The sequence below is a fragment of the Streptomyces sp. NRRL S-455 genome (assembly GCF_000717875.1).
In the GTDB taxonomy this organism is placed as follows: domain Bacteria; phylum Actinomycetota; class Actinomycetes; order Streptomycetales; family Streptomycetaceae; genus Streptomyces.
In genome coordinates this window covers 54,002-80,484 of the sequence record NZ_JOCT01000021.1, presented here as the reverse complement: position 1 = coordinate 80,484, position 26,483 = coordinate 54,002, and the positions used below count along the sequence as shown (strand labels likewise).

23 protein-coding genes are annotated in these 26,483 nt (G+C 70.8%); 11 read left to right on the top strand and 12 right to left on the bottom strand.

The genetic code is table 11. From position 1 onward, the window contains the following. Positions 1-159 precede the first annotated feature (159 nt). Complete coding sequence (locus IE97_RS0125645) at positions 160-1,236, bottom strand: peptidoglycan-binding domain-containing protein (protein WP_037844783.1); 1,077 nt, start codon at positions 1,234-1,236, stop codon at positions 160-162. A 317-nt stretch (positions 1,237-1,553) separates the two neighbouring features. Further along, positions 1,554-2,018: an SseB family protein gene (locus IE97_RS0125640; protein WP_030245078.1), complete on the bottom strand. Its 465-nt coding sequence runs from the start codon at positions 2,016-2,018 to the stop codon at positions 1,554-1,556. Positions 2,019-2,255: 237 nt separating this feature from the next. Here IE97_RS0125640 and IE97_RS0125635 point away from each other — a divergent pair, with 237 nt between their 5' ends. The 3 genes from IE97_RS0125635 (at position 2,256) to IE97_RS0125625 (ending at position 5,802) form a co-directional block, all read left to right on the top strand. Then, on the top strand, positions 2,256-4,082 hold the full coding sequence (locus tag IE97_RS0125635; protein WP_030245076.1) for an acyl-CoA dehydrogenase: 1,827 nt from the start codon (positions 2,256-2,258) through the stop codon (positions 4,080-4,082). Positions 4,083-4,158: 76 nt separating this feature from the next. Further along, positions 4,159-5,457, top strand: a complete 1,299-nt coding sequence (locus IE97_RS0125630; protein ID WP_030245073.1) for a M18 family aminopeptidase — start codon at positions 4,159-4,161, stop codon at positions 5,455-5,457. Between the two features lie 87 nt (positions 5,458-5,544). After that, complete coding sequence (locus IE97_RS0125625; RefSeq protein WP_030245070.1) at positions 5,545-5,802, top strand: DUF6458 family protein; 258 nt, start codon at positions 5,545-5,547, stop codon at positions 5,800-5,802. Between the two features lie 12 nt (positions 5,803-5,814). Here IE97_RS0125625 and IE97_RS0125620 read toward each other — a convergent pair whose 3' ends face one another. After that, complete coding sequence (locus IE97_RS0125620) at positions 5,815-7,620, bottom strand: NHL domain-containing thioredoxin family protein (protein ID WP_030245068.1); 1,806 nt, start codon at positions 7,618-7,620, stop codon at positions 5,815-5,817. A 352-nt stretch (positions 7,621-7,972) separates the two neighbouring features. Here IE97_RS0125620 and IE97_RS0125615 point away from each other — a divergent pair, with 352 nt between their 5' ends. Then, positions 7,973-8,464: an LURP-one-related/scramblase family protein gene (locus tag IE97_RS0125615; protein ID WP_030245065.1), complete on the top strand. Its 492-nt coding sequence runs from the start codon at positions 7,973-7,975 to the stop codon at positions 8,462-8,464. Between the two features lie 29 nt (positions 8,465-8,493). Here the strand turns inward: IE97_RS0125615 and IE97_RS0125610 are convergent, their stop codons facing one another. Next, complete coding sequence (locus IE97_RS0125610; RefSeq protein ID WP_030245062.1) at positions 8,494-9,315, bottom strand: carbon-nitrogen family hydrolase; 822 nt, start codon at positions 9,313-9,315, stop codon at positions 8,494-8,496. A 193-nt stretch (positions 9,316-9,508) separates the two neighbouring features. Here IE97_RS0125610 and IE97_RS0125605 point away from each other — a divergent pair, with 193 nt between their 5' ends. Both IE97_RS0125605 and IE97_RS0125600 read left to right on the top strand, forming a co-directional pair. Next, a complete protein-coding gene (locus IE97_RS0125605) occupies positions 9,509-10,333 on the top strand; it encodes a maleylpyruvate isomerase family mycothiol-dependent enzyme (RefSeq protein WP_030245059.1) in 825 nt (274 codons plus the stop codon). A 196-nt stretch (positions 10,334-10,529) separates the two neighbouring features. Further along, the gene (locus IE97_RS0125600) at positions 10,530-11,276 is read left to right on the top strand and encodes an SAM-dependent methyltransferase (protein WP_030899892.1); all 747 of its coding nucleotides are present in this window, start codon (positions 10,530-10,532) and stop codon (positions 11,274-11,276) included. A 1-nt stretch (position 11,277) separates the two neighbouring features. Here IE97_RS0125600 and IE97_RS0125595 read toward each other — a convergent pair whose 3' ends face one another. Both IE97_RS0125595 and IE97_RS0125590 read right to left on the bottom strand, forming a co-directional pair. After that, positions 11,278-12,573 (bottom strand): MFS transporter, encoded by a 1,296-nt coding sequence (locus tag IE97_RS0125595; protein ID WP_030245054.1) that lies wholly within the window; start codon positions 12,571-12,573, stop codon positions 11,278-11,280. Next, positions 12,570-13,220 carry a GntR family transcriptional regulator gene (locus IE97_RS0125590; protein WP_030245051.1) on the bottom strand — a complete coding sequence of 217 codons (651 nt, stop codon included), beginning with the start codon at positions 13,218-13,220 and terminating at the stop codon, positions 12,570-12,572. Before IE97_RS0125590 ends, IE97_RS0125595 begins: the two co-directional genes overlap by 4 nt. Positions 13,221-13,428: 208 nt before the next feature. Here IE97_RS0125590 and IE97_RS0125585 point away from each other — a divergent pair, with 208 nt between their 5' ends. Beyond that, complete coding sequence (locus IE97_RS0125585) at positions 13,429-14,331, top strand: D-alanyl-D-alanine carboxypeptidase family protein (RefSeq protein ID WP_030245047.1); 903 nt, start codon at positions 13,429-13,431, stop codon at positions 14,329-14,331. Positions 14,332-14,404: 73 nt separating this feature from the next. On the opposite strand, the gene IE97_RS0125580 is transcribed toward IE97_RS0125585, so the two are convergent. The 4 genes from IE97_RS0125580 to IE97_RS0125565 form a co-directional block, all read right to left on the bottom strand. Further along, a complete protein-coding gene (locus IE97_RS0125580; protein ID WP_030245045.1) occupies positions 14,405-15,805 on the bottom strand; it encodes a dihydrolipoamide acetyltransferase family protein in 1,401 nt (466 codons plus the stop codon). A 10-nt stretch (positions 15,806-15,815) separates the two neighbouring features. Continuing rightward, positions 15,816-16,793 carry an alpha-ketoacid dehydrogenase subunit beta gene (locus IE97_RS0125575; RefSeq protein WP_030245040.1) on the bottom strand — a complete coding sequence of 326 codons (978 nt, stop codon included), beginning with the start codon at positions 16,791-16,793 and terminating at the stop codon, positions 15,816-15,818. 1 nt (position 16,794) lies between these two features. Beyond that, entirely contained in the window at positions 16,795-18,000 is a 1,206-nt protein-coding gene (gene pdhA, locus IE97_RS0125570; RefSeq protein WP_030245038.1) for a pyruvate dehydrogenase (acetyl-transferring) E1 component subunit alpha, read from the bottom strand. A gap of 431 nt (positions 18,001-18,431) precedes the next feature. Further along, positions 18,432-20,036 (bottom strand): protein kinase domain-containing protein, encoded by a 1,605-nt coding sequence (locus tag IE97_RS0125565; RefSeq protein ID WP_030245036.1) that lies wholly within the window; start codon positions 20,034-20,036, stop codon positions 18,432-18,434. Between the two features lie 346 nt (positions 20,037-20,382). Between IE97_RS0125565 and IE97_RS0125560 the strand changes: the two genes are divergently transcribed. Then, the gene (locus IE97_RS0125560; RefSeq protein ID WP_030245034.1) at positions 20,383-22,026 is read left to right on the top strand and encodes a protein kinase domain-containing protein; all 1,644 of its coding nucleotides are present in this window, start codon (positions 20,383-20,385) and stop codon (positions 22,024-22,026) included. A gap of 72 nt (positions 22,027-22,098) precedes the next feature. Here the strand turns inward: IE97_RS0125560 and IE97_RS0125555 are convergent, their stop codons facing one another. Continuing rightward, a complete protein-coding gene (locus IE97_RS0125555) occupies positions 22,099-22,641 on the bottom strand; it encodes a bacterial proteasome activator family protein (protein ID WP_030245032.1) in 543 nt (180 codons plus the stop codon). A 246-nt stretch (positions 22,642-22,887) separates the two neighbouring features. On the opposite strand from IE97_RS0125555, the gene IE97_RS0125550 reads away from it, so the two are divergent. Continuing rightward, positions 22,888-23,376 carry a hypothetical protein gene (locus IE97_RS0125550; protein WP_030899902.1) on the top strand — a complete coding sequence of 163 codons (489 nt, stop codon included), beginning with the start codon at positions 22,888-22,890 and terminating at the stop codon, positions 23,374-23,376. Positions 23,377-23,411: 35 nt separating this feature from the next. Here the strand turns inward: IE97_RS0125550 and IE97_RS0125545 are convergent, their stop codons facing one another. Further along, positions 23,412-24,401: an NAD(P)H-quinone oxidoreductase gene (locus tag IE97_RS0125545; protein ID WP_030245027.1), complete on the bottom strand. Its 990-nt coding sequence runs from the start codon at positions 24,399-24,401 to the stop codon at positions 23,412-23,414. Positions 24,402-24,571: 170 nt separating this feature from the next. Between IE97_RS0125545 and IE97_RS0125540 the strand changes: the two genes are divergently transcribed. After that, positions 24,572-25,591, top strand: coding sequence for an ATP-binding cassette domain-containing protein (locus IE97_RS0125540; RefSeq protein WP_030245025.1), 1,020 nt, complete (start codon positions 24,572-24,574; stop codon positions 25,589-25,591). Then, a complete protein-coding gene (locus IE97_RS0125535; RefSeq protein WP_030245022.1) occupies positions 25,588-26,436 on the top strand; it encodes an ABC transporter permease in 849 nt (282 codons plus the stop codon). Before IE97_RS0125540 ends, IE97_RS0125535 begins: the two co-directional genes overlap by 4 nt. The last annotated feature ends 47 nt before the right edge of the window (positions 26,437-26,483 follow it).

The window sequence follows — 26,483 nt, the reverse complement described above, 5'->3', positions numbered from 1 at the left end:
TTGCCCGGACGACCGGGTGGGAGAAGACGATCCCTGCTGCTTACCGAGGCGCATCGATGCACCCTGCATAGCAGGGCTCTGACCTGGCACTATGACCCGATGCAAGAGGCTCGTGCCGACCAGGCAGGCCGTGCCCGGCCGGCCCGCGAGCCGCCCTTCTCACTCAGAGGCGGAGGGCAGTGGGCTCGTGGCCCTCTGGTAGGCCGGTGCCTTGACCGGCGGGAGCTGTTCCACCAGCAGGGCCAGCCAGGTGTCCACGTCCACCCGGCCTGTCTCGGGCAGGTCATGGGTGCGCTGGAAGTACCTCACGTCCTCGGCGGTCGCCGCGGTGAAGCTCCCCGACACGGGCGTGCCGCCCTGGCCCACGTTGTTCAGGAGTTCCTGCGCGGCCCGTACCTCGTCGGGCCCCGATCCGGGCCCGACCTCCTTCACCAGCTCCGGCCAGGTGAAGCGGCCCACCTTGCCGTCGGCCGGCAGGTGCTTCCGGCGCTGGAAGTCCATGACCGCGTCCCGGGTGTCCGCCCCGAGGAAGCCGTCGGCCCGCACCGTGTAGCCGTGCGCGTTCAGCAGGTGCTGCAGGGCGCGGGCGCGGCTGAACTGGTCCTCCTGGCCCATGTACAGCAACGGCCATGCGAGCGGCGTCTCGCGCGGGGAGGCGGCACCGGCCGCCCCGCCCGCCATCGCCCTGCTGTCCTGGCCGGAGAGGCGATCGTGGACGACCATTCCGGCGGTGAAGGCCAGAACCACGGCCGCCGCGACCAAGGCCGGGCGGAGCCACGGCGGGCGGGGCCGGCCGGTTGTGCCACGGTCGCCCGCGCCGCGTGCGGCGGCGGGGCCTGTGGTGGCATCGGCTCCCTCTTCCCCGGGGGAGGCATCGGGTGCGGGCCTTTCGCCGGATCCGTCCACAGCGCCCGCGGGCGCGGCGTGCTCCCCCTCTCCGTCGGCGGCGCGCTGACGGCCGTTCTCCCGCAGCGCGGCGCGGCACAGCGCGCGTGCCTGTTCGAGTTCCGCCGCCGGGGCACGCAACTGGGTGTGCAAAGCGTCCACCACCCGGGGAGGAGCGGTCGACAGGTGTTTCGGGTTCAGGTAGCGGGACAGCGTCGTCTGGTCCACGCCCAGCCTCGCCGCCAGCGCCTGGTGCGTCGGCCGGGTGCCGCCGGACGCGCTCCCGGACTCCTCCCACCAGCGGCGCAGTAACCGCGCCAGCTCCACCCCCGCGCTCCGCTCCTGTGCCATGTCGATGTCTCCCCGTCGTCGTGCTGGACAGCCGGGCCTCCGCAGCGCCTGCATAGCGCATACCAGCAGGTCAGCTGTGTGCATGACGGCAGGCATCGATGCATCGGCCTCAGCGGCGCAGATCGTAACGGCGTGGTGACGGCGTCCGGCGCGGCTCCGGATGGGCCTGGCCGTGCGGTGAGGCCGCCTACGCCCCGGGGAGAGCGGGACCGGTCACCGCGGGGGGACGGCCTCCGTTCACCCGGACGAGTGCACGACCATCAGATGGAGGCCGTCTGCGAAGGAGGGGCGTCTAGCCGTCTGCGAAGCAATGGCGTCTAGCCATACATCCGGCGCATCGCGAACTCGACCATCTGCTCCACGGCCTTCGCGTCGAAGACCATCCGGTGCTCGCCCTCCATGTCGAGGACGAAGCCGTAGCCGGTCGGCAGCAGGTCCAGCACCTCGGCGCCGGTGATCACGAAGTACTTGGACTCCTTCCCCGCGTACCGGCGCAGCTCCTTGAGCGTGCTGAACATCGGGATCACCGGCTGCTGGGTGTTGTGCAGGGCGAGGAAGCCGGGGTTGTCGCCGCGCGGGCAGTAGACCTTCGACGTCGCGAAGACCTGCTGGAAGTCCTCGGCGGCCATCTGCCCGGTGGTGAACGCGCGCACCGCGTCCGTGAGGGAGGGCGGGGACGGCTCGGGGTACAACGGCGGCTGCTGCCCGTATCCGCCGGACATCGGCTGCTGCGGAGGGGCGTACTGCGCTTGCGGGCCCGCTGTCTGGTCGTAGCCGTACATGAGCGCAAGAGTACCGAGAGCGGCCGGGCGGAAGGGCCGGTACGGCCGAGCAGCACCGGGGGCGGCTACACCGCGGCACTGACCGTTCCGGTGTGACCTGTCACAGATGCCAGTATGGGGTTGCGTCTTATTACTGGCGGGTAGCATCATCGGAGCCACTTGCTACTTGTTGGTACGTGAACTAGCGCGAGGATCCAGTGCCTCGCCGATCTCTCTACGGAGCCGGGAGCCGTCACCATGGGGCACTACAAGTCGAATCTCCGCGACATCGAGTTCAACCTCTTCGAAGTACTCGGGCGCGACAAGGTGTACGGCACCGGCCCGTTCGAGGAGATGGACGTCGAGACCGCGAAGAGCATCCTGGAGGAGCTCACCCGCCTCTCGGAGAACGAGCTGGCCGAGTCCTTCGCCGACGCCGACCGCAACCCGCCGGTCTTCGACCCGGAGACCAACACCGCGCCGGTCCCCGCCTCCTTCAAGAAGAGCTACCAGGCCTTCATGGACTCCGAGTACTGGCGCCTCGGCCTGCCCGAGGAGATCGGCGGCACCACCGCGCCCCGCTCCCTGATCTGGGCCTACGCCGAGCTGATCCTGGGCGCCAACCCGGCCGTGTGGATGTACTCCTCGGGCCCCGCGTTCGCCGGCATCCTCTTCGAGGAGGGCAACGAGGTCCAGAAGCACATAGCCAAGGTCGCGGTGGATAAGCAGTGGGGCTCCACGATGGTGCTCACCGAGCCCGACGCGGGCTCCGACGTGGGCGCCGGCCGCACCAAGGCCGTGCAGCAGGAGGACGGCTCCTGGCACATCGAGGGCGTGAAGCGCTTCATCACGTCCGGTGAGCACGACATGTCGGAGAACATCCTCCACTACGTGCTGGCCCGCCCCGAGGGCGCCGGCCCCGGCACCAAGGGCCTCTCCCTCTTCCTCGTCCCGAAGTACCTCTTCGACTTCGAGACCGGCGAGCTGGGCGAGCGCAACGGCGTCTACGCCACCAACGTCGAGCACAAGATGGGCCTGAAGGCCTCCAACACCTGCGAGATGACCTTCGGCGACCAGCACCCCGCCAAGGGCTGGCTGATCGGCGACAAGCACGACGGCATCCGCCAGATGTTCCGCATCATCGAGTTCGCCCGCATGATGGTCGGCACGAAGGCGATCTCCACGCTCTCCACGGGCTACCTCAACGCCCTCGAGTACGCCAAGGAGCGCGTCCAGGGCCCGGACCTGAAGAACTTCATGGACAAGACGGCGCCCAAGGTCACCGTCACCCACCACCCCGACGTGCGCCGCTCGCTCATGACGCAGAAGGCGTACGCGGAGGGCATGCGCGCCCTGGTGATGTACACCGCCTCCATCCAGGACGCCATCCAGATCAAGGAGGCCGCCGGCGAGGACGCCTCCACCGAGCACGCGCTGAACGACCTGCTCCTGCCCATCGTCAAGGGCTACGGCTCCGAGAAGGGCTACGAGCAGCTCGCCCAGTCGCTGCAGACCTTCGGCGGCTCCGGCTTCCTCCAGGAGTACCCGATCGAGCAGTACATCCGGGACTCCAAGATCGACACCCTCTACGAGGGCACCACCGCGATCCAGGGCCAGGACTTCTTCTTCCGGAAGATCGTCCGCAACCAGGGCGCCGCGCTGAACTCCCTCGCCGAGGACATCAAGAAGTTCCTCGCCCTCGGCACGGGCGGCGAGGAACTGGCCGGCGCCCGCGAGCACCTCGCCAAGGCCGCCGTCGAGCTGGAGGCCATCGTCGGCCTGATGCTCACCGACCTCGCCGCCACCGAGCAGGACGTCAAGAACATCTACAAGGTGGGCCTGAACACCACCCGCCTGCTGATGGCCTCCGGTGACGTCGTCGTCGGCTACCTGCTGCTCAAGGGCGCCGCGATCGCCGCCGAGAAGCTGGAGACCGCCTCCGCCAAGGACAAGGCCTTCTACACCGGCAAGATCGCCGCCGCGAAGTTCTTCGCCGCCAACGTCCTGCCGGGCGTCACGCTGGCCCGCAAGGTCGCCGAGGGCGTCGAGCTGGACCTGATGGAGCTGGACGAGGCCGCGTTCTAGTCCCCTCACGTCCTCTGTTCGAGGGCCTGTTCCCCTACCCCGGGAACAGGCCCTCGTCCGTCGTTAAGGTGAATGCATGACGGAACCAGCGCGCTTCGACCGCGGCCACACCGATGACCTGATGACCTTCCTGGCGGCGAGCCCGTCGCCGTACCACGCCGTGGCGAACGCCGCCGAGCGGCTGGAGAAGGCCGGCTTCAGGCAGGTCGCGGAGACGGACGCCTGGGAGGGGACGAGCGGCGGCAAGTACGTGCTGCGCGGCGGCGCGATCGTCGCCTGGTACGTGCCGGAGGGCGCCGCGCCCCACACGCCGTTCCGGATCATCGGCGCCCACACCGACTCCCCCAACCTGCGCGTCAAGCCGCTCCCCGACAGCGGGGCACACGGCTGGCGCCAGGTGGCCGTGGAGATCTACGGCGGCCCCCTGCTCAACTCGTGGCTGGACCGCGACCTGGGCCTCGCCGGGCGCCTCACCCTGCGCGACGGCTCGACCCGGCTGGTCAACGTCGACCGCCCGCTGCTGCGCGTCCCGCAGCTCGCCATCCACCTGGACCGCTCGGTCACGGCCGACGGCCTCAAGCTCGACAAGCAGCGGCACATGCAGCCGGTCTGGGGCCTCGGCGACGACGTCCGGGGCGGCGACCTGATCGCCTTCCTGGAGGAGACGGCCGGCCTCCCGGCGGGCGAGGTCACCGGCTGGGACCTGATGACGCACTCCGTGGAACCGCCCGCCTACCTCGGCCGCGACCGCGAACTGCTGGCCGGCCCGCGCATGGACAACCTGCTGTCGGTGCACGCCGGCACAGCGGCCCTGGCCGCCGTCGCCTCCGGCGCGTCCGCACCGGCCTCCATCCCGGTCCTGGCCGCCTTCGACCACGAGGAGAACGGCTCCCAGTCCGACACCGGCGCGGACGGGCCGCTCCTCGGAAACGTGCTGGAGCGCTCGGTGTTCGCGCGCGGCGGCACCTACGAGGACCGGGCCCGCGCCTTCGCCGGCACGGTCTGCCTGTCCTCCGACACGGGCCACGCCGTCCACCCCAACTACGCGGAGCGGCACGACCCGACGCACCACCCGCGCGTCAACGGCGGCCCGATCCTCAAGGTCAACGTCAACAACCGCTACGCCACCGACGGTTCGGGCCGCGCGGAGTTCACGGCGGCCTGCGAGGCGGCCGGGGTGCCCTTCCAGTCCTTCGTCTCCAACAACTCCATGCCCTGCGGCACCACGATCGGCCCGATCACCGCCGCCCGGCACGGCATCAGGACGGTGGACATCGGCGTGGCCATCCTGTCGATGCACAGCGCCCGCGAACTCTGCGGCGCCGACGACCCGTTCCTCCTCGCGAACGCGCTGACGGCGTTTCTGGAGAGGTAGAACAGACCGTCGCCGCATGGGTGTTCCCCTCCGGGGTACCCGGAGTGCGGACCGGAACGACCGGACCGTACAGGGAGGCGAACACTCATGGGCCTCGGCGGATGCATCATCCTCATCGCCGTGGGAGCCATCCTCACGTTTGCGACCGACTGGGACATGCAGGGGGTCAACCTCGACCTCGTCGGCATCATCTTCATGATCGTGGGTCTGATCGGCGTCACCACGTTCAGCAGCATCTACCGGCGCAGGCGCGTGGTGGTGCCACCGCCGACGTCCGCAGTCGTCGAGGACCCGGCGGCGCACCACCACCGCCGTGACGGCTACAGCGACGGGTACGGGGTGTGACGCCCTGGTCGATCAGGCGTCCATCCCGGCCAGCACCAGGGGAAGCCGGTCCGCCCCCGCTTCCGTGAGGCGGACGGGGACGCCCCAGTCCTGCTGGTGGACGTGACAGGCGGGGTACTCGTTGTCCGGGTCGTCGTCGCAGGAGGCGGCCATCGCGGAGACGTGCAGCACGCCCTCCGGTACGGAGGGGTCGAGTTCGAGGGCGCGGGAGAGGTCTGTCCCCGCGCCCTCGCCGCTGCGCAGCAGCTCCGGCGGGGTGGACGAGACCAGCAGGCGGGTGGAGGGGCCGTAACGGGTGTCCAGCTTCTGGCCCGCCGGGGCCTGGAAGATCACGTCCAGCCGGAGCCGCCCGGGCGCGACCTCGGTGGCCTCCCGCTGCGTACGGTGGGCGACCTCCGGCACCTGCACCGCCTCCTCCGGCAGCCGCAGCCGGGTCAGCCGGTGCCGGGCGGACTCCACGACCACGATGTCGTCGCCGACGAGCACCGCGTCGCTGGGCTCGCGCAGGTCCGTGGCCAGGGTGGTGACCTCGCCGGTCGCCGGGTCGTAGCGGCGCAGGGCGTGGTTGTAGGTGTCGGCGACGGCGACGGATCCGTCCGGCAGCGCGGTGACACCCAGCGGGTGCTGCAACAGGGCCTGTCCGGCGGCACCGTCCCGGTGACCGAAGTCGAACAGGCCGGTGCCGACGGCGGTGTGGACGGAGCCGTCCGGCTCGACCCAGCGCAGCGCCGACGTCTCGGAGTCCGCCAGCCACAGCCGCTCGGGCGTGGCGGCCAGCCCGGACGGCTGCGCGAACCAGGCCTCGGCCCCCGGCCCGTCGACGAGCCCCTCGTTGGTGGTCCCGGCCGCGACCGCGACCGTCCCCTCCTCCGGGTCGTACGTCCACAGCTGGTGGACACCGGCCATGGCGATCCAGACCTTGCCCTGCCAATGCGCGACGTCCCAGGGGGAGGAGAGGTCGACCTCGCGGGCCGGGCCCGAGGTGGGCGATCCCTGCCACCACTGCCGGCCCGTGCCTGCGAGGGTGGTGACTTCGCCGGTTACGAGATCCAGCCGCCGCAGGGCGTGGTTGACGGTGTCGGCCACGACCACCGACCCGTCGTCGAGCAGTGCCAGCCCCTGTGGCTCGTTGAACACGGCCTCCTCGGCCGGCCCGTCGGCAAGCCCGCGGCCACCGGAACCGATCCGCCGGACGACGGTCTCCCCGTCCTCCGCCAGCTCCACCAGCTGATGCCGGGTCGTGTCACTCACCAGGAAGTTCCCGCTCGGCAGCAGCAGCGCCTTGCCCGGGAACCGCAGCACCGTCGGCTCCGGCTCCGGCGCCACGTACGGCCCGTCCCCGCGCCGCAGCGTGCCCTTCGCCGCGTGCTCGCCCTCCAGCTCCTCGACCAGCCGCTCGATGGCGTGCACATGCCCCTCGCCGGCGTGCTGCGCGACCACGTACCCCTCGGGGTCGATCACCACGAGCGTCGGCCAGGCCCGTACGGCGTACTGCTTCCACGTCGCGAGCTCCGGGTCGTCGAGCACCGGATGCTCCACCCCGTACCGCTCCACGGCGTCGACGACCGCCTGATGCTCGGCCTCGTGCACGAACTTCGGCGAGTGCACCCCGATGACCACGACCGTGTCCCGGTGCTTCTCCTCCAGCTCGCGCAGCTCGTCGAGGACGTGCAGGCAGTTCACGCAACAAAATGTCCAGAAATCAACAATTACGATCCGGCCCCGCAACTCGGCCAGGCTGAGTTCCTTGTCCCCTGTGTTGATCCAGCCGCCTTTGCCGATGAGCTCCGGGGCCCGGACACGTGCGCGTTTCGCCATACCTCCAGCCAATCACACCCCGTGGCGTGCCCTTCCGTGTGCCGTTGGTCGGCCCAGATGATCCGGAGCCGCTTCTCCGGCTCGAACCGTCGGCCTCTCCCGGCAGCCCTGGCTACCCAGACTCTCTCCACAACTTCGGACAGCAGCGCCCGCCTCTGCGGAACGTCGCCGCTCTTCCATCGCGCCGCCACCTCCGGGTGCCTGCTCAGCAACGCGGCCGTGACAGCAGCTTCGACGCTGCTCGCCATAGCCCCGCTCCAGTACCTGAGGGCCCGCTGCGGCGGGTGACCGGGCTCAGCCCGTCGGCCTACCGGCGGCGTTTCGGAGCGGGCGGCGGGGAAGCCCTGGTCTCATGAGATTCCTCGTGTACGACCGGCTCCTCGGCATCGGCGACGACTACTGGATCGAGGACGAGCGCGGCACCAAGGTGTTCCTCGTCGACGGCAAGGCCCTGCGGCTGCGGGACACCTGGGAGCTGAAGGACCTCCAGGGGCGCGTCCTCGTCGACATCCACCAGAAGATGCTCGCCCTGCGCGACACGATGGTGCTCCAGCGGGGCGGGCAGCCGCTGGCGACGATCCGCCGGAAACGGCTGTCCCTGCTGCGCAACCACTACCGGGTGTCCCTGGCCGACGGCAACGAACTCGACGTCAGCGGCAAGATCCTCGACCGGGAGTTCGCCGTCGAGTACGAGGGTGAGCTGCTGGCGGTGATCTCCCGGCGGTGGCTGACCGTACGGGACACCTACGGCGTGGACGTCGTCCGGGAGGACGCGGATCCGGCGCTGCTGATCGCGGTGGCGGTGTGCGTGATCCACCTGGCGGAGAAGGAGCGGGAGGACTGAGGCCCGGGCCGAGGGCCGGACCGCGGCCTTCACGGACGGCGCGGCACGTCCAGCCCCAGCATCCGGTCCTTCAGCGCGGGGAACTGCTCCCGCGTCGCCGCGACCTTCCCCGGGTCGAACTCCACCGTCAGGACCTCCTCGCCGGCGCCGGCCTCGGCCAGCACCTCGCCCCACGGGTCGACCACGATCGAGTGACCGGACTGGGGGACTCCGGCGTGCGTTCCGGACGTCGCACACGCGATGACGAACGACTGGTTCTCGACCGCCCGGGCCCGGGCCAGCAGCGTCCAGTGGGCCGCGCGGCGCTCCGGCCAGCCCGCCGAGACCACGAGCGTCTCGGCACCGGCGTCGACGAGACCGCGGAAGAGCTCGGGGAAACGGAGGTCGTAGCAGGTGCTGAGTCCGAGGGTGGTCTGCGGCAGACGAACCGTCACCAGCTCGGCACCCGCGCCCATCAGTACGGCCTCGCCCTTGTCGAAGCCGAAACGGTGGATCTTGCGGTAGGCGGCGGCGAGGTCGCCGGAGGGGGAGAAGACGAGGGAGGTGTTGTAGAGGGGGCCGTCACCCGCGGCGGAGCCGCTGTCGATCGCCGTGCGCTCGGGGATCGACCCCGCGTGCAGCCACACGCCCGCGTCGCTCGCGGCCTTCGCCATCGCCTCGTACGTGGGCCCTTCGAGCGGCTCGGCCTCCCGGCCGAAGTCGTCGTAGGCGAAGGCACCGATGGTCCACAGCTCGGGCAGGACGACGAGATCGGCTCCGGCCTGCTCCCGGACGAGCCCGGCCGCCCGCCGTCGGCGCGATTCGACCGATTCGCCCTCGTCTACGGCGATCTGGATCACAGAGGCGCGCACACTACCACCGTCCTGGCATTCGGGCCGTCCACACTGGCTTGCCCACGGGCCTACGATCGTCACACGAAAGCACTGCCGGGGCGCCTCACAGCAGCGTAACTTAGCTCGCAAGACGCCCGCCGACAGCCGCCACCTCCCACTGGCAACGCCGCCACCACCTGCCCGTGCACCGACCGCCGAGGGGTCCCGTTCCGTGAGTCTGCATCCCACCCTCCAGCCCTACGCCGACGCCTGGACCCACTCCATCGAAGCGATATCCGAGCTGGTCCAGCCGCTCGTGGAGGCCGAATGGAACCGGCGGACGCCGTGCCCCGGGTGGTCGGTGCGGGACGTGGTCTCCCATGTCATCGGACTGGACTGCGAGATGCTGGGCGACCCGCGCCCGATCCACACGCTGCCGCGCGACCTGTTCCACGTCACCAACGACCACCAGCGTTACATGGAGATGCAGGTCGACGTCCGCCGTCACCACACGGCGCCGGAGATGACCGCCGAGCTGGAGTACGTGATCATCCGCCGCAACCGCCAGCTGCGGAACGACTCGCGTGACCCGGGCACGAAGGTGCGCGGTCCGCTCGGGGCCGAGCTCACCCTCGAGGAGTCCATGCGCCGCCACGCCTTCGACGTGTGGGTGCACGAACAGGACCTGCGCACGGCTCTCGGCCGGCCCGGCAACCTCGACTCCCCCGGCGCGCACATCGCCCGTGACGTGCTGCTCGCCGAACTCCCGCGTGTCGTCGCCGAGGACGCCCAGGCACCGCGCAGCTCGGCCGTCGTCTTCGACGTCCACGGCCCCGTCGAGTTCCTGCGCACGATCCGCGTCGACATCCAGGGCCGCGGCACCCTCGAAACGGCCCCCGCGCTCGGCCCCGCCGCGACCCTCACCCTCGACTGGGAGACCTACGTCCGCCTGGCCTGCGGCCGTGTGACACCGGAGGCGGTGGCGGACCGGGTGAAGACGGAGGGCGACCAGGACCTGACCGCGGCGATCCTGAGGAACTTCACCGTGACGAAGTAGTTCACTCGACTGCGGGCAGTCGTGCCGCTGGGGCGATGGGGGTCCCCCCTGCTCGAGCGAAGCCGAGAGCTTGGGGGAGGGTGGGCGCAGCGGCACCCCGCAACGCCGGGATGCGGACCGACCCGGCCTGAGCACCATCCCCATCGCCTGAAAACCCCATGCCGCTGCCCCATCCCCCGCCGTAGCGTCTCCTGCCATGACCCCACCCCGCCGCTCCGGCCGCCTCACTTTCCACGGCCCCCTCTCCGAGGCCCGGGCCGACCAGCTCGTGGCTCGCCTCGCCCGCAACACCCCGACAACCGTCCTGGACATCGGTTGCGGATGGGGCGAGCTGATGCTGCGCGTCCTGGAAGCCACCCCGGAGGCGACCGGCCTCGGTATCGACCTCGACGCCGATGACCTGGCCCGTGGCCGGAACGCCGCAGAGCAACGAGGCCTCACCGACCGGGCCCGTTTCCTCGAGGAGTCAGCCACCAACACCCATCACGGCCCCGCCGACCTCGTCCTGTGCGTCGGCGCGAGCCAAGCCCTCGGCGACCAACTCCCCAAGGCCCTCGCCGAACTCCGCCGCCTGGTCACCGACCACGGCCGCGTCCTGCTCGGCGAGGGCTTCTGGCAGCGCCCCCCGACCGAAGCCGAACTGTCCCGCATGTGGCCGGACGCCGCCGTCACCGACCACCACGACCTCACGACCCTCACGGACCTGGTGATCGAAGCGGGTTTCAGGCCGGAGTGGACGGAGACGGCGAGCCTCGACGAATGGGAGGCGTTCGAGTCGGCGTACCAGGCGGACGCCGAGGTCTGGCTCGCCGAGCACCCCGGCCACCCCCTGGCAGCCGAGACACGGAGGCGCGTCGACCGCCACCGAGCCGCCTGGCTGACCTACCGGGGCGTCCTCGGACTCGCGTACCTCACCCTCGTGCCGGTGAGGGCGGCCCGGTGACCTACACCGGCACGTGCACCGTCTCCACCCGGCTCGCCACCAGCCGTTCCCGCTCCCTGCGCGCCGCCCGCTTCCGCAGCCGCAGGATCTGCGTGACCCCGAGGGCCTGGAGCACGAACACCGCGGAGAAGGCCACGGTGTAGTCGTCGCCGGTGGCGTCCAGCAGGACCCCGACGGCGAACAGTGTCGTCATGGAGGCGATGAAGCCGCCCATGTTGGTGATGCCGGAGGCCGTGCCCTGCCGCTCGGGCGGGTTGGCCGGACGGGCGAAGTCGAAGCCGATCATCGACGCGGGCCCGCACGCCCCGAGCACCGTGCACAGTACGACCAAGAGCCACATCGGGGCGTGCGGGGCGGGGTAGGCCAGTGTCGCCGCCCACAGGGCCGCCGTGGTGCCGACCGTGCCGAGCGCGAGCGGCAGCCGCGCCTCGTGGTGGCGGGCGATGATCTGGCCGTAGACCAGACCGACGACCATGTTCGAGAGCACGACGAGGGTGAGGAGTTCGCCGGCCGTTGCCCGGGACAGCCCCTGTGCCTCGACGAGGAACGGCAGTCCCCACAGCAGCAGGAACACCATCGCCGGGAACTGGGTCGTGAAGTGCACCCAGAGGCCCAGACGCGTGCCGGGCTCCCGCCAGGAGGCGGCGATCTGGCGTCGTACGTACGCCGCGCCCTGGTGTGGCAGCGGCTCCGGCTCGTGGCCCTCCGGGTGGTCCTTCAGGAACAGCAGGACCAGCACGAACACCACGGCCCCGGCGGCCGCGCTGCCCGCGAACGCCGCCGTCCAGCCGATGCCGTGCAGCAGCCGGGCCAGGACCAGCGTGGAGACCAGGTTGCCCGCCATGCCGACCAGGCCGGCGAACTGGGCGACGAGCGGCCCGCGCCGGGCCGGGAACCACCGGGTGCCCAGCCGCAGCACGCTGATGAACGTCAGCGCGTCACCGCAGCCGAGCAGCGCCCTGGAGGCGAGCGCCATGCCGTACGAGGGGGAGAACGCGAAGCCAAGTTGCCCGGCCGTGAACAGCACGGCGCCGAGCGCCAGCACCTTCTTGGTGCCGAGCCGGTCGACGAGCAGGCCGACGGGGATCTGCATGCCCGCGTAGACCAGCAGTTGGAGGATGGAGAAGGTGGAGAGGGCGGAGGCGTTGACGTGGAAGCGGTCGGCGGCGTCGAGTCCGGCGACGCCCAGGGACGTGCGGAAGATGACCGCGACGAAGTAGACCGAGACGCCGATGCCCCAGACGGCCAGGGCCCGCCGGCCGCCCGGAGGGTCGCCCGGCAGCGTCGTGGAACTCATCGGACCTCCCCGCGGGCCAGGTGCGAGAACCAGCCGACGTGCCGGTGGACGACCCCGACGGCCGCCTCGGCGTCCCCGGCGCGCAGCGCGTCGAGGATCTCCTCGTGCTCGGCGAGGGTCTTGGCGATCCGGTCGGGATGGGAGTGCATGACGGCGACACCCATGCGCAGTTGACGGTCGCGCAGCTGGTCGTAGAGGCGGGAGAGGATCTCGTTGCCGCCGCTGCGGACGATCTCGGCGTGGAAGCAGCGGTCGGTGACGGCGGCGGCGGCCAGGTCTCCGGCGGCGGCCTGCCTCTTCTGCCGGGCCAGGAGTTCCTCGAGGCGCTCGATGAGCCCGGCGGGCGCGGGTACGGCCTTGCGGGCCGCGTGCTCCTCGACGAGCAGCCGCGTCTCCACGACGTCGGCGATCTCCTGGGCGGAGACGGGCAGGACGAGGGCGCCCTTCTTCGGGTAGAGCCTGATCAGACCCTCGACCTCCAGCCGCAGCAGCGCCTCGCGCACCGGTGTGCGCGAGACCCCGACGGCCTCGGCGAGCTCGCCCTCGGTGAGGAGCGTCCCGCCCTCGTAACGGCGCTCCAGGACGCCCTGCTTGACGTGGCTGTAGACGCGGTCGGCGGCGGGAGGCTGCTTCACGGACAGGGTCATGCCGACAGCATAGATACAACAGGTACACATGACGGGATCCGTCCAGGATCCGGACGCGAATGTCACACATCTGCGGCAAACTCGTGGCCCTGCTGGACCGGGGCACCACCAACTGTGCTAGTTACGAGTCAGACACGTGCGGCCCCCTTTCCCCTCGTCCTCAACCCGGCCGCACCGTAGGGGCATTCAGACAATCGGGGTATTTCCTTTGATAACCGGCATTAAGGGCACCCGTCTCCGCAGAGCTGCGGCCGTCGCCGTGACCACCGGCGCCATGCTCACGACCGGAGCCCTCACCGTCGCGCCGGCGCAGGCTGCCGCCTCGGCGCCCTCCATCGCCGCCAAGGGCGGCTACGTGATGAACAACGCGACCGGCAAGTCGCTTTACACCAAGGCGGCCGACACGCGCCGCTCGACCGGCTCGACCACCAAGATCATGACCGCTCTGGTGGTGCTGAAGCAGTCGAACCTCAACCTGGACAGCAAGGTCACGATCCAGAAGGCGTACAGCGACTACATCGTCGACAACAACTGGGCGTCCAACGCCAAGCTGATCGTCGGAGACAAGGTCACCGTCCGCCAGCTGCTCTACGGGCTGATGCTGCCGTCCGGCTGCGACGCGGCGTACGCGCTCGCCGACAAGTTCGGCTCGGGCTCGACGCGGGCGAAGCGCGTGCAGTCGTTCATCGGCAAGATGAACACCACCGCCAAGGAACTGGGCCTGAAGAACACCAACTTCGACTCGTTCGACGGCATCGGCAGGGGCAGCAACTACTCCACGCCGCGCGACCTGACGAAGCTCGCGAGCGCGGCGATGAAGAACTCCACGTTCCGCACGGTCGTCAAGACGAAGAAGTACACGGCGAAGACGACCACGAAGTCCGGCGGCACGCGGACGATGGCCCCGTGGGAGAACACCAACCCGCTGCTCAGCAGCTACAGCGGCGCGATCGGTGTGAAGACCGGTTCCGGCCCGGAGGCGGGGTACTGCCTGGTCTTCGCCGCCACCCGGAACGGCAAGACGGTCATCGGCACGGTTCTCGCCTCGACCGACGGGCCCACGCGCAAGTCGGACGCGACGAAGCTGCTCAACTACGGCTTCACCAGGTAGGACAGGCACGGTAGGACAGGCACGACGAAGGGGGGCTCGCCGCAGCCGGCGGCGAGCCCCCCTTCGCTGCCCCTCACGCCCAGGTGATCAGGCGCTTCGGCTGCTCCAGGATCGCCGCCACGTCGGCCAGGACCTTCGAGCCCAGCTCGCCGTCGACCAGGCGGTGGTCGAAGGAGAGCGCCAGGGTGGTGACCTGACGGGGCTTCACCTTGCCCTTGTGGACCCACGGCTGCGGCTTGATCGCGCCGACCGCGAGGATCGCGGACTCGCCCGGGTTGAGGATCGGCGTGCCCGTGTCGACACCGAAGACGCCGACGTTGGTGATCGTCACCGTGCCGCCCTGCATGGCCGCCGGGGACGTCTTGCCGTCCCGCGCCGTCGACACCAGCTCGCCCAGCGACTCGGCCAGCTGCGGCAGCGTCTTGGCGTGCGCGTCCTTGATGTTCGGCACGATCAGTCCGCGCGGGGTCGCCGCCGCGATGCCCAGGTTCACGTAGTGCTTGACCACGATCTCCTGGGCGGCCTCGTCCCAGGAGGCGTTGATCTCCGGGTGACGCCTGATCGCGACGAGCAGCGCCTTGGCGATCAGCAGGAGGGGGTTCACGCGCAGGCCCGCGAACTCCTTGTCCTCCTTCAGCTCCTCGACCAGCTTCAGCGTGCGCGTCACGTCGACCGTCACGAACTCCGTGACATGCGGCGCGGTGAACGCCGAGCCGACCATCGCCGCCGCCGTCGCCTTGCGGACGCCCTTGATCGGGATGCGGGTCTCGCGGGCGGTGTCGTACGACGCCGGGGCCGGGGCGGCGGCCGGGGCGGGCTCCGACGGCTGCTCGGGGGCCGCCGGGGCGGCTGCGGCCACCGCCGCGTGCACGTCCTCCCGCGTGATGATGCCGTCCGGGCCGCTCGGGACGACTGTCGTCAGGTCGACGCCGAGGTCCTTGGCCAGCTTGCGGACGGGGGGCTTGGCCAGCGGGCGGTCCGCGCCGGCCGGGGCGGGTGCGGCCGGAGCCGTCGGTGTGTGGCCGTTCAGCTCCGTCTGGATCGCTGTCGAGGCCTGCTGGACCGGGACCTCCGGGCCCTTGCGGGGGCGGCGGCGGGTGGACGAGGTCGCCACCCCGTAACCCACCAGGACCGGCTGTCGGCCGGAGCCTTCCGCCTTCGGCTCTTCGAGGGCCTTGGCGGGCTCCGGCTGCGGCTCGGCCGGCGCGGCCCCTCCGCCCACCTCCACCGCGATGATCGCCGTGCCCACGTCGACCGTGGAGCCCTCCGGGAAGTGCAGCTCCCGGACCACGCCGTCGTAGGGGATGGGCAGCTCGACGGCCGCCTTCGCCGTCTCGACCTCGCACACCGCCTGGCCGTCGGTGACGGTGTCACCGGGCTGGACGTACCACTTGAGGATCTCGGCCTCGGTGAGTCCCTCGCCCACGTCGGGCATCTTGAACTCGCGTACGGACGCTTCCGTCATCGTCGTCACGACCCTCTCCTCAGTACGCCAGCGAGCGGTCGACGGCATCCAGTACCCGGTCCAGGTTCGGCAGGTACTCCTCCTCCAGGCGGGCCGGCGGGTAGGGCGCGTGGTAGCCGCCGACCCGGAGTACGGGGGCCTCCAGGTGGTAGAAGCAGCGCTCCGTGATCCGGGCGGCGATCTCCGCGCCGGAGCCGAAGAACACCGGGGCCTCGTGCACGACGACCAGACGGCGCGTCTTCTCCACCGACGCCTGGATCGAGTCGAAGTCGATCGGGGAGACCGAGCGCAGGTCCAGGACCTCGAGGCTCTTGCCCTCCTCGGCGGCCGCGTCCGCGACCTCCTGACAGAGCTTCACCATCGGACCGTAGGCGGCGAGGGTCAGGTCGGTGCCGGGGCGCACCACGGCCGCCTTGTGCAGCGGGTCCGGGATCGCCTCCGTGTTGACCTCGCCCTTGTCCCAGTAGCGGCGCTTGGGCTCGAAGAAGATCACCGGGTCGTCGCTCTGGATGGCCTGCTGCATCATCCAGTAGGCGTCCGACGCGTTCGAGGGGCTGACGATCTTCAGGCCCGCAACGTGCGCGAACAGGGACTCGGGGGACTCCGAGTGGTGCTCCACCGCGCCGATGCCACCGCCGTACGGGATACGGACGACGACCGGCATCTTGACCTTGCCCAGCGAGCGGGCGTGCATCTTCGCGAGCTGTGTGACGATCTGGTCGTAGGCCGGGAAGACGAAGCCGTCGAACTGGATCTCCACCACGGGGCGGTAGCCGCGCAGGGCCAGGCCGATCGCCGTGCCGACGATGCCCGACTCGGCGAGGGGGGTGTCGATGACGCGGCTCTCGCCGAAGTCCTTCTGCAGCCCGTCCGTCACCCGGAAGACGCCGCCGAGCTTGCCGACGTCCTCGCCCATGATCAGGACCTTGTCGTCGGACTCCAGGGCGCGGCGCAGCGACTCGTTGATCGCCTTGGCCAAAGCCAGCTTCTCAGCCATGTCAGTTGTCCCCCTCGTCGGCGAACGCCGCCTGGTACGCGGCGAACTGGGCGCGCTCCTCGTCGACCAGCGCGTGCCCGTCCGCGTAGACGTTCTCGAAGATGGCGAAGTGGTCCGGGTCCGGCATGGCACGGACCGCCTCGCGCACTCGTTTGCCCAACGCCTCGGACTCGGCCTCCAGTTCCGCGAAGAATCCCTCGTCCGCGTGGTTTGACGCCTCCAGATAGCGGCGAAGGCGCAGGATCGGGTCCTTGGCCTCCCAGGCCTGGCGCTCCTCGTCGCCCCGGTAGCGGGTGGGGTCGTCGGAGGTGGTGTGGGCGCCCATGCGGTAGGTGAACGCCTCGACGAGGGTCGGGCCCTCGCCGCTGCGGGCCCGCTCCAGGGCCCAGCGGGTGACCGCGAGGCAGCCGAGCACGTCGTTGCCGTCGACCCGGACGCCCGGGAAGCCGAAGCCCTGGGCGCGCTGGTAGATCGGGACGCGGGACTGCTTCTCGGTGGGCTCGGAGATGGCCCACTGGTTGTTCTGGCAGAAGAACACGACGGGGGCGTTGTAGACCGCGGAGAAGGTGAACGACTCGGCCACGTCGCCCTGGCTGGAGGCGCCGTCGCCGAAGTAGGCGATCACCGCGCTGTCCGTGCCGTCCTTGGCGACGCCCATGGCGTAGCCGGTGGCGTGCAGCGTCTGGGAGCCGATGACGATGGTGTACAGGTGGAAGTTGTTGCTGTTCGGGTCCCAGCCGCCGTTGTTCACCCCGCGGAACATGCCGAGCAGGTTGGTCGGGTTCACCCCGCGGCACCAGGCGACGCCGTGCTCGCGGTAGGTGGGGAAGACGTAGTCGTCGTCACGCAGGGCCCGGCCGGAGCCGATCTGGGCGGCCTCCTGGCCGAGCAGGGAGGCCCAGAGGCCCAGCTCGCCCTGGCGCTGCAGGGAGGTGGCCTCGGCGTCGAAGCGGCGGGTGAGCACCATGTCGCGGTAGAGGCCGCGGAGCTCTTCCGGGGTGACACCGGCGACGTACTTGTCGTACTCGGCGTTCTTGACCCGCTTGCCTTCGGGCGTCAGCAGCTGGACGAGCTGGGGCTCGGTGCCCTTCGTCGCGCCGGCGTCCTTCTTGGCGGTGGTGCGGGTGGTGCGCTTGGTGCCGGTGGTGCCGGCCTTGCTTCCGGCGCTGCGTCGCGGTGTGCGCGCGGCAGTGCTCTCCACGGTCACGTGTGCTCCTCCGTCGGTCCGGGCCACGGGGTTGCCGGTAGGCCTGGGGGTCCCCCCTGCTCTTTTGAGCTTGGGGGAGCGGCTCACCTGTTCTCGGCCACCGGGGCACGGGGTGGGTGCCACTCGGCCGGGAACAGGCGTGACAGGTGCCCCGGCGAGCGCCCTGCAAAAGGCACGTTACCCAGTGCGCCACATGTCTGTGAAACCCCATCTGACCTGCGATTTTGCTTGGATTTCCAAGTAAATCGGGAAGGCTTCGAAGGGGCCCTGGTCACAGCCTTGCAGGAGGCCGGAGCTACCGCACGTTAACCCGGTGACCCAGGTCACGGGAAGAGTTCACTTGTCGGCGCGGCGAAACGCATGCGCGCGTGGAGCCCGTTTTCCGGGCTCCACGCGCGCATGGATCGTCCGTTTTCCCGCTGCCGCCGGGGTCAGCCCTCGCCGCCCGCGCCGCCGCCGACGACGCCGGTCGCGCCGCCCGCGTCGGTGCCGCCCGTGTCGTCCGGCGGCGTCTCCGGGTCCGTGGGCTCCTCGCCCGTCGGATCGCCGGTCGGCTCGGCGGGACCGGAGGTCTGCGGGTCCGACGGCTGGCCGGTGGGTGTCTCGGGAGCGCTCTGCGACGGCGTGTAGGACGGGGTGTACGACGGCGGCCACTGCCCGCCGCCGCCGGTGCCGGTACCGGTGCCGGTGCCGCCGTCCGTGGTCGTGTCGGTCGGCTCGTCGGTCGGCTCGTCGCTCGGCGTCTCGCTGGGCGTCTTCTTCTCGGCCGTCTGCGAGGCGGTCGGCGACGGCTTCTTGTCCTTGTTGTCCTCGCCGCCGCCCTTGCTCTGCAGCGCCAGGGCGACACCCGCGGCGACGGCGATCACCGCGAGCACGGCGAGGATCCACAGCTTGCCGCGGCCGCTGCCCTTGTTGCCGTGGCCCTCGAAGCCGCCGTCGTCCCCGCCGCCGTAGCCGGAGGGCAGGATCGGCGACGGGATCTGCGCGGTGCCGGAGGCGTCCCCCGGGTGGCCCATCACGGCCGTCTGGGCGAAGCCGCCCGCCGGGGTCTTCCGGCCCTCGTGCGTGGTGACCGGGCCGGTGTTCCAGGTGCCGGTGTGGCCGCCCTGGTCGTAAAGCATCTGGAGCCCGTACTGGACCAGTCCGCGCATCTCCTCGGCCGTCTGGAAACGGTCGTCGGGCTCCTTGGCGAGGGAGCGCATGACCAGGCCGTCCAACTCCGGCGGGCAGGCGTCGGAGGCCTCGGACGGGGGCGTCGGGATGTCCTGGACGTGCTGGTAGACCACCGACAGCGGCGTCTCGCCGGTGAAGGGGGGCCGCAGCGCGAGGAGTTCGTAGAGCAGGCAGCCCGTCGCGTACAGGTCGGAGCGGTGGTCGACGGCCTTGCCGAGCGCCTGCTCGGGGGACAGGTACTGCGGGGTGCCCATGACCATGCCGGTCTGCGTCATCGTCGTGGACGCGCCGTGCAGGGCGCGGGCGATGCCGAAGTCCATCACCTTCACGGCGCCGTTGTGGGTGATGATGACGTTGGCGGGCTTGATGTCGCGGTGCACGATGCCGTGCTGGTGCGAATAGGCCAGCGCCTCCAGGACGCCGGAGACGATGATCAGCGCCTGCTCGGGGCCCGGCGCCTCCGCGTTCAGCAGCAGGTCGCGGATGGTGCGGCCCTCGACCAGCTCCATGACGATGTACGGCACGGACTGGCCGCCGACGAAGTCCTCGCCGGAGTCGTACACGGCGACGATCGCGTGGTGGTTGAGGCCGGCGACCGACTGTGCCTCGCGCGTGAAGCGCGCCTTGGACACCGGGTCCTCGGCCAGGTCGGAACGGAGCAGCTTGACAGCGACGGTGCGCCCGAGACGGACGTCCTCGGCGGCGAACACCTCGGCCATGCCACCCCGGCCGAGTCTGCCGGTCAGCCGGTACCGGCCGTCCCCGACCAACCCGCCGTTACCCCAGGACTCCGGCGCCTCCGACATCCCGCCGCCACTCGCCTCGGGGTCGGACGGGCCCTGAGCGCGCTGCTGCTGTGCCATCAGTCCTCGCCGTCGTTTCTGCCCGCGGTGCGCGCGGTGTTGTTACGGTCTCCGTCGGCCACGCTACAGCCTCGGCGCAAGCCGCCGGTCCGAGACGGGTGCGGGACCGGCACGTGACGGACGCGCCATGAAACCTTTACTCCGTACTCTCGTGCAAATTCTGTGTGTCGGCCGTACGACCCCTGTAACGCTTCCGCAGCGCTTCTTTCGCGTACGGTCACGGAACGGGCACCGCGCTTGACGTGTCACTGCCCTGGGGCAGACTTGGCCGGGAATGGCGGTTTGGATCACCGACGGATCAGCTACAAGTCGGCGGCGCCTCAAGGGCTACGGGGGGAAACGACTCATGAGCCAGGACGGCGCACAGGGCCGGTACGCGGGGCGGGCGCTCGCCAACAACCGCTACCAGCTGCGTGATCTCCTCGGCCAGGGCGGCATGGCCTCCGTGCACCTCGCGTACGACAGCGTGCTCGACCGGCAGGTCGCGATCAAGACACTTCACACCGATCTCGGTCGGGAACAAGCCTTCCGTGAGCGGTTCCGCCGCGAGGCCCAGGCCGTGGCCAAGCTCACGCACACCAACATCGTCTCGGTCTTCGACACCGGCGAGGACAGCCTCGACGGCATGACGGTTCCCTACATCGTCATGGAGTACGTCGAGGGCCGCCCGCTCGGCTCGGTCCTCGACGAGGACGTGCGGCAGCAGGGCGCGATGCCCGCCGACAAGGCACTGAAGGTCACCGCGGACGTACTGGCCGCGCTGGAGATCAGCCACGAGACGGGGCTGGTCCACCGGGACATCAAGCCGGGCAACGTGATGATGACCAAGCGCGGCGTGGTCAAGGTCATGGACTTCGGCATCGCCCGCGCCATGCAGTCCGGTGTGACGTCGATGACGCAGACCGGCATGGTCGTCGGCACCCCGCAGTACCTCTCGCCGGAACAGGCCCTCGGGCGCGGTGTGGACGCCCGCTCCGACCTGTACTCGGTCGGCATCATGCTGTTCCAACTGGTCACCGGGCGGCTGCCGTTCGAGGCGGACTCGCCGCTGGCCATCGCGTACGCGCACGTCCAGGAGGAGCCGCCGGCCGCGTCCTCGGTCAACCGCGCGCTGCCCCCGGCCGTGGACGCGCTGATCGCCCGTGCCCTGAGGAAGAACCCGAACGAACGCTTCCCGAGCGCGGAGGCCATGCGCGACGAGTGCCTGCGGGTGGCGGCCTCCCTCCACGCCACGCCGCCGAGCATCGTCCCGGGCGCGCCGACGCCGAGCGGCGCGGGCGTCGCCTCGGCCGTGTTCCCGCCGGTCGACCAGGCGGCCCCGCCGCCCTCGGGCCAGGTCGGGACGCCGTACCAGCCGGCCCCGCCGCCCCACCCGTACGGCACGCCCGCACCGGCCCCGACGTACGGCTATCCGCAGCAGGGCGGCTACCAGACGCCGCCCCCGGGCGCGTACTCCCCGCAGTCCGGCCCGTCGACCCCGCCGCCGTACCACCTCACACCGCAGAACGCGCCGGCCCCGTCGGGCGGCGGCAAGGGCAACAGGCCGGTGATCATCGGCTCGGTCATCGTGTCCGTCGTCGCGGTCGCCGGTCTGATCGGGGCCCTGCTGGTGAACCGCGGCGGCGAGGACGACCAGGGCGGCGGGGGCAGCGGCGGCCCGGGTCCGTCGGTCTCGGCGGCAGTCAAGAAGCCCGGTTACCGCGGCCCCGACACGTCGCGGGTGATCGACACCGATGAGTGCACGGAGCCGCGGGAGTCCTACAGCGACCCCGAGAAGATCCGGCTCCCGGACTTCAGGTTCAAGGACATCACCTCGGTCAAGGCGTGCCTCCGGGCGGCCGGCTGGGAGTCGAAGATCATCGACGTGGACGAGAACACCTACGGCGACGGCACCGTCATGCAGCAGTCCCCGTCCCAGAGCACCGACGCCGATCCGGAGGACATGCCCGAGATCGAACTCAGCGTCTCGACGGGCAACCCGCCGTCCTGACCCCGCCTGTGCGAGCGAGGGGCCCGGCGGCTTCGGCCGCCGGGCCCTGGCGTCGGTCGGTACGCGGGCGCGTTACAGGTAGGGCCCGCCGGAGCGGATGCCCGGCTGGTGGTCCTCGTGGCCGTCGTGGCCGACGCCCGGCGGGAGGGCCCGGCGCATCTGCTCCAGCTGGGCGCGGGCCGCCATCTGCTGGGCGAACAGCGTGGTCTGGATCCCGTGGAAGAGCCCTTCCAGCCAGCCGACCAGCTGGGCCTGCGCGATGCGCAGCTCCGCGTCACTGGGCGTCGCCTCGTCCGTGAACGGCAGGGAGAGCCGCTCCAGCTCCTCGACCAGCTCGGGCGCCAGACCGTCCTCCAGCTCCTTCACCGAGCTGGCGTGGATCTCCTTGAGCCGGGCCCGGCTGGCCTCGTCCAGGGGAGCCACGCGCACTTCCTCGAGAAGCTGCTTGATCATGCTGCCGATCCGCATGACCTTGGCGGGCTGCTCCACCTGTTCCGTGACCGGGGTCTCGCGGGAGTCCTCGTCTCCGCCGCCGCCGCTGAGCGCCATGCCGTCCTGGCCCACGACCAGGATCTGCGGGTTCTCGGGCGACCGTTCGTTTCTCGGCATCTCCATGCCGCCATTCTCTCGCACGCCTGCACGTCATTTTCGTGGTGCCCCCACGGGAGGCTGATCCACCGTCTTTGAGGAGACGAGTTGGTCGGGCGCCGGGTTCCTCCCGAACGGGGGAATCCCCCGGTGCTCCACCCAATGGCCGTACCCGACATGCCGGACGGGTCGGGCGGGGTGAGGCTGATGGCCGTGTAATGACCGAACTTGCCGATCTTGCCCCACCGGGCACGGCGGGAGGGGGTCACCCACGTGACTCCATGGCAACGCGCACTGCGGGCGACGGGACTGGTGGTCGCCCTGGGGGCGGGTGCGGTCGTCGCACCGTACGGGACCGGCGTCTCGTACGGAGCTGTCTCATCTGTTCAGGGGGACGGAGTCCGTGCACACGACGCACTCGCCGACGACGTCGGGACGTGGGTCGGTGCCCGCGCCACCCCGTCCGCCCCGGGCGAGCCCTCGCGGGCCGGGAGCCGGGCGGGTGAGGGGCGGGAGCGGCCGGGGCGGCCGGAGGTGGCCGAGCCGGACACCGGTGACGCCGCCACCGCCGTCACCGAGGAACCCCGGGAAACCGCCCCCGTGCCCTCCGCGTCGACGGAGGAGCCCGTACGTGACGCCCACGCGCATGCCGACCGTTCCGTCGGGCCGGTGCTGCGGATCCTGCCGCTGGGCAGCGGCCTGGTGCTGATCGGCCTCGGGCTGGGGCTCGCGTTCTTCGCGCTGCGGCTGCGGCGGGTCTAGGGGATCCGCCGGCAGCGCCCTGAAGGCCCCGCGTGTCACTCCTCCCGCGGGGCGATGAGCAGCACCTTGCCGATGTGGCCGCTCTCCTCCACGACCCGGTGGGCGGCGGCCGCGTCCGGCATGGGGAGCTCGCGATCGACGACGGGGCGCAGACGGCCACTGGCGAACAGCGGCCAGACGTGTTCGCGAACGGCTGCGACGATGGCCGTCTTCTCCGCCGGCGGCCGGGCGCGCAGGGACGTCGCGCTGATGGCCGCGCGCTTGGCGAGCAGCGCGCCGATGTTCAGCTCGCCCTTCACGCCGCCCTGCATGCCGATGATCGCCAGCCTGCCGTTGACGGCGAGGGCCCTGACGTTGCGCTCCAGGTACTTGGCGCCCATGTTGTCGAGGATGACGTCGGCACCGGCGCCGTCGGTGGCCTTCCTGACCTCTTCGACGAAGTCCTGCTCGCGGTAGTTGATCAGGATGTCGGCGCCCAGTTCGGCACACCGGTCCAGCTTCTCGCCGGTGCCCGCGGTGACCGCCACCCGGGCACCGACGGCCTTGGCGAGCTGGATGGCCATGGTGCCGATGCCGCTGGAGCCGCCGTGCACGAGCAGGGTCTCGCCGGGACGCAGGTGGGCGATCATGAACACGTTCGACCAGACGGTGCAGGCCACCTCGGGCAGGGCCGCGGCCTGCCTCAGGTCGACACCCTCCGGCACCGGCAGCAGCTGTCCGGCGGGGACGGCCACCTTCTCGGCGTAACCGCCGCCGGAGAGCAGCGCGCACACCTCGTCGCCGACGCTCCAACCGGAGACCCCGGGGCCGATCCGGGCGATCCGCCCGGAGCACTCAAGGCCGGGGTAGGGGGACGAGCCGGGCGGCGGGTCGTAGAAGCCCTGCCGCTGCAGGAGGTCGGCCCGGTTGACGGCGCCGGCCGCCACCTCGACCAGGACCTCGCCCTCGCCGGGCTCGGGATCCGGGACCTCGTCCCAGACCAGCGCCTCGGGCCCACCGGGTTCGGGAATCGTGATCGCATGCATGAAGGGGACGGTACCCCTCCGCCCCCGGAACGAGTCCGCTCAGTCCCCGGGGCCACGCCGCCTACGTCGTCCGCCCGATCCTGGCGAAAAAGCCTATGCGGGACCGATGAGTTTGCGGGACGGTGAAGGTCTCTCCATGCGTGACCCAAGTGCACGGAAGGACCCGAAGCATGAGCACGCAGACGTCCGGCCTGGCGATCGAGACCGCGGGCCTGGTGAAGACGTTCGGCGAGACCAGGGCCGTCGACGGAGTCGACCTGTCCGTGCCCGCGGGCACGGTCTACGGCGTCCTCGGCCCGAACGGCGCCGGCAAGACCACCACCGTGAAGATGCTCGCCACGCTCCTGCGGCCGGACGGCGGTGAGGCGCATGTCTTCGGCCACGACATCGTCCGCGAGGCCGACGAGGTACGCGGCCGGGTGAGCCTCACCGGCCAGTACGCGTCGGTGGACGAGGACCTCACCGGCACCGAGAACCTGGTCCTGCTGGGCCGGCTGCTCGGACACCACAAGAAGGCCGCCCGCGACCGTGCCGCCCAGCTCCTGGAGGCCTTCGGGCTCAACGAGGCGGCCGCGAAGCAGGTCAAGCACTACTCGGGCGGCATGCGGCGCCGCATCGACATCGCCGCGTCCATCCTCAACACCCCCGATCTGCTGTTCCTCGACGAGCCGACGACGGGCCTGGACCCGCGCAGCCGCAACCAGGTGTGGGACATCGTGCGGGCCGTCGTCTCCCAGGGCACCACCGTGCTGCTGACGACGCAGTACCTGGACGAGGCCGACCAGCTGGCGTCCCGGATCGCCGTCATCGACCGCGGCAGGGTGATCGCCGAGGGCACCAAGGGCGAGCTGAAGTCGTCCGTCGGCGCCGGTTCCGTCCATCTACGGCTGAGAGATCCGGACCAGCGGGCCCTCGCGGCCGATCTGCTGCGCAGGGCCCTCGACGCGCAGGTGCAGCCGGAACCAGACCCGGTGGCGCTGACCGCCCGTCTGAGCGCGGCTGCGGGCGACGACAGCGCCGCCCAGCAGGCCGCCCGCGCGCTGAACGAGCTGGCCACCGCCGGCATCACCGTCGACAACTTCTCGCTGGGCCAGCCCAGCCTGGACGAGGTGTTTCTGGCGCTCACCGGCCACGACACGCACGACTCCGCCGACCGCTCCGACGACCCGAAGGCCGAGGTGGCGGCATGAGCACCGCGACGACCACGGAGAACAAGGAACTCGCCCCCGTCAGCGCCGAGTCCCTCGCCGCGCTGCTCGTCGCCAGGGAGCGGCCGCCCCGGCCCAGCGCCTGGTCCGCCTCGGTGACGTTCGGCTGGCGGGCCATCCTCAAGATCAAGCACGTGCCGGAGCAGCTCTTCGACGTCACGGCGTTCCCGATCATGATGGTGCTGATGTACACGTACCTGTTCGGCGGGGCGCTGGCCGGCTCGCCGGAGGAGTACATCCAGTTCCTGCTGCCGGGCATCCTCGTGATGTCGGTCGTGATGATCACGATGTACACGGGGGTCTCGGTCAACACGGACATCGAGAAGGGCGTCTTCGACCGGTTCCGCAGCCTGCCGATCTGGCGGCCGTCGACGATGGTCGGCTATCTGCTCGGCGACGCCCTGCGGTACACGATCGCGTCGATCGTCATGCTCACCGTCGGCATGATCCTCGGCTACCGGCCGGACGGCGGGGTCGGCGGGGTGCTCGCCGGGATCGCGCTGCTGGTGCTGTTCTCGTTCGCCTTCTCGTGGATCTGGACGATGTTCGGGCTGATGCTGCGCACCGAGAAGTCGGTGATGGGCGTCAGCATGATGGTGATCTTCCCGCTCACCTTCCTGTCCAATGTCTTCGTCGACCCGAGGACCATGCCGGGCTGGCTGCAGGCGTTCGTCAACAACAGCCCCATCACCCATCTCGCGTCGGCGGTGCGCGGTCTGATGGACGGCGACTGGCCCGCCGACGAGATCGCCTGGTCGCTGGGCTGGGCCGGGCTGTTCGTGCTGGTCTTCGGGCCGATCACGATGCGGCTGTACAACCGGAAGTAGCCCCTGGAACGATCCTGGCCGGCCGTGGCGCACCTGAGCGGTGCCCG

Excerpts from the sequence above, each read along its gene's own strand:
- IE97_RS0125645 (WP_037844783.1), bottom strand. The coding sequence starts at position 1,236 with ATGGCACAGGAGCGGAGCGCGGGGGTGGAGCTGGCGCGGTTACTGCGC.
- IE97_RS0125640 (WP_030245078.1), bottom strand. The coding sequence starts at position 2,018 with ATGTACGGCTACGACCAGACAGCGGGCCCGCAAGCGCAGTACGCCCCT.
- IE97_RS0125635 (WP_030245076.1), top strand. The coding sequence starts at position 2,256 with ATGGGGCACTACAAGTCGAATCTCCGCGACATCGAGTTCAACCTCTTC.
- IE97_RS0125630 (WP_030245073.1), top strand. The coding sequence starts at position 4,159 with ATGACGGAACCAGCGCGCTTCGACCGCGGCCACACCGATGACCTGATG.
- IE97_RS0125625 (WP_030245070.1), top strand. The coding sequence starts at position 5,545 with ATGGGCCTCGGCGGATGCATCATCCTCATCGCCGTGGGAGCCATCCTC.
- IE97_RS0125620 (WP_030245068.1), bottom strand. The coding sequence starts at position 7,620 with ATGGCGAAACGCGCACGTGTCCGGGCCCCGGAGCTCATCGGCAAAGGC.
- IE97_RS0125615 (WP_030245065.1), top strand. The coding sequence starts at position 7,973 with ATGAGATTCCTCGTGTACGACCGGCTCCTCGGCATCGGCGACGACTAC.
- IE97_RS0125600 (WP_030899892.1), top strand. The coding sequence starts at position 10,530 with ATGACCCCACCCCGCCGCTCCGGCCGCCTCACTTTCCACGGCCCCCTC.
- IE97_RS0125595 (WP_030245054.1), bottom strand. The coding sequence starts at position 12,573 with ATGAGTTCCACGACGCTGCCGGGCGACCCTCCGGGCGGCCGGCGGGCC.
- IE97_RS0125590 (WP_030245051.1), bottom strand. The coding sequence starts at position 13,220 with ATGACCCTGTCCGTGAAGCAGCCTCCCGCCGCCGACCGCGTCTACAGC.
- IE97_RS0125575 (WP_030245040.1), bottom strand. The coding sequence starts at position 16,793 with ATGGCTGAGAAGCTGGCTTTGGCCAAGGCGATCAACGAGTCGCTGCGC.
- IE97_RS0125565 (WP_030245036.1), bottom strand. The coding sequence starts at position 20,036 with ATGGCACAGCAGCAGCGCGCTCAGGGCCCGTCCGACCCCGAGGCGAGT.
- IE97_RS0125560 (WP_030245034.1), top strand. The coding sequence starts at position 20,383 with ATGAGCCAGGACGGCGCACAGGGCCGGTACGCGGGGCGGGCGCTCGCC.
- IE97_RS0125555 (WP_030245032.1), bottom strand. The coding sequence starts at position 22,641 with ATGGAGATGCCGAGAAACGAACGGTCGCCCGAGAACCCGCAGATCCTG.
- IE97_RS0125545 (WP_030245027.1), bottom strand. The coding sequence starts at position 24,401 with ATGCATGCGATCACGATTCCCGAACCCGGTGGGCCCGAGGCGCTGGTC.
- IE97_RS0125540 (WP_030245025.1), top strand. The coding sequence starts at position 24,572 with ATGAGCACGCAGACGTCCGGCCTGGCGATCGAGACCGCGGGCCTGGTG.
- IE97_RS0125535 (WP_030245022.1), top strand. The coding sequence starts at position 25,588 with ATGAGCACCGCGACGACCACGGAGAACAAGGAACTCGCCCCCGTCAGC.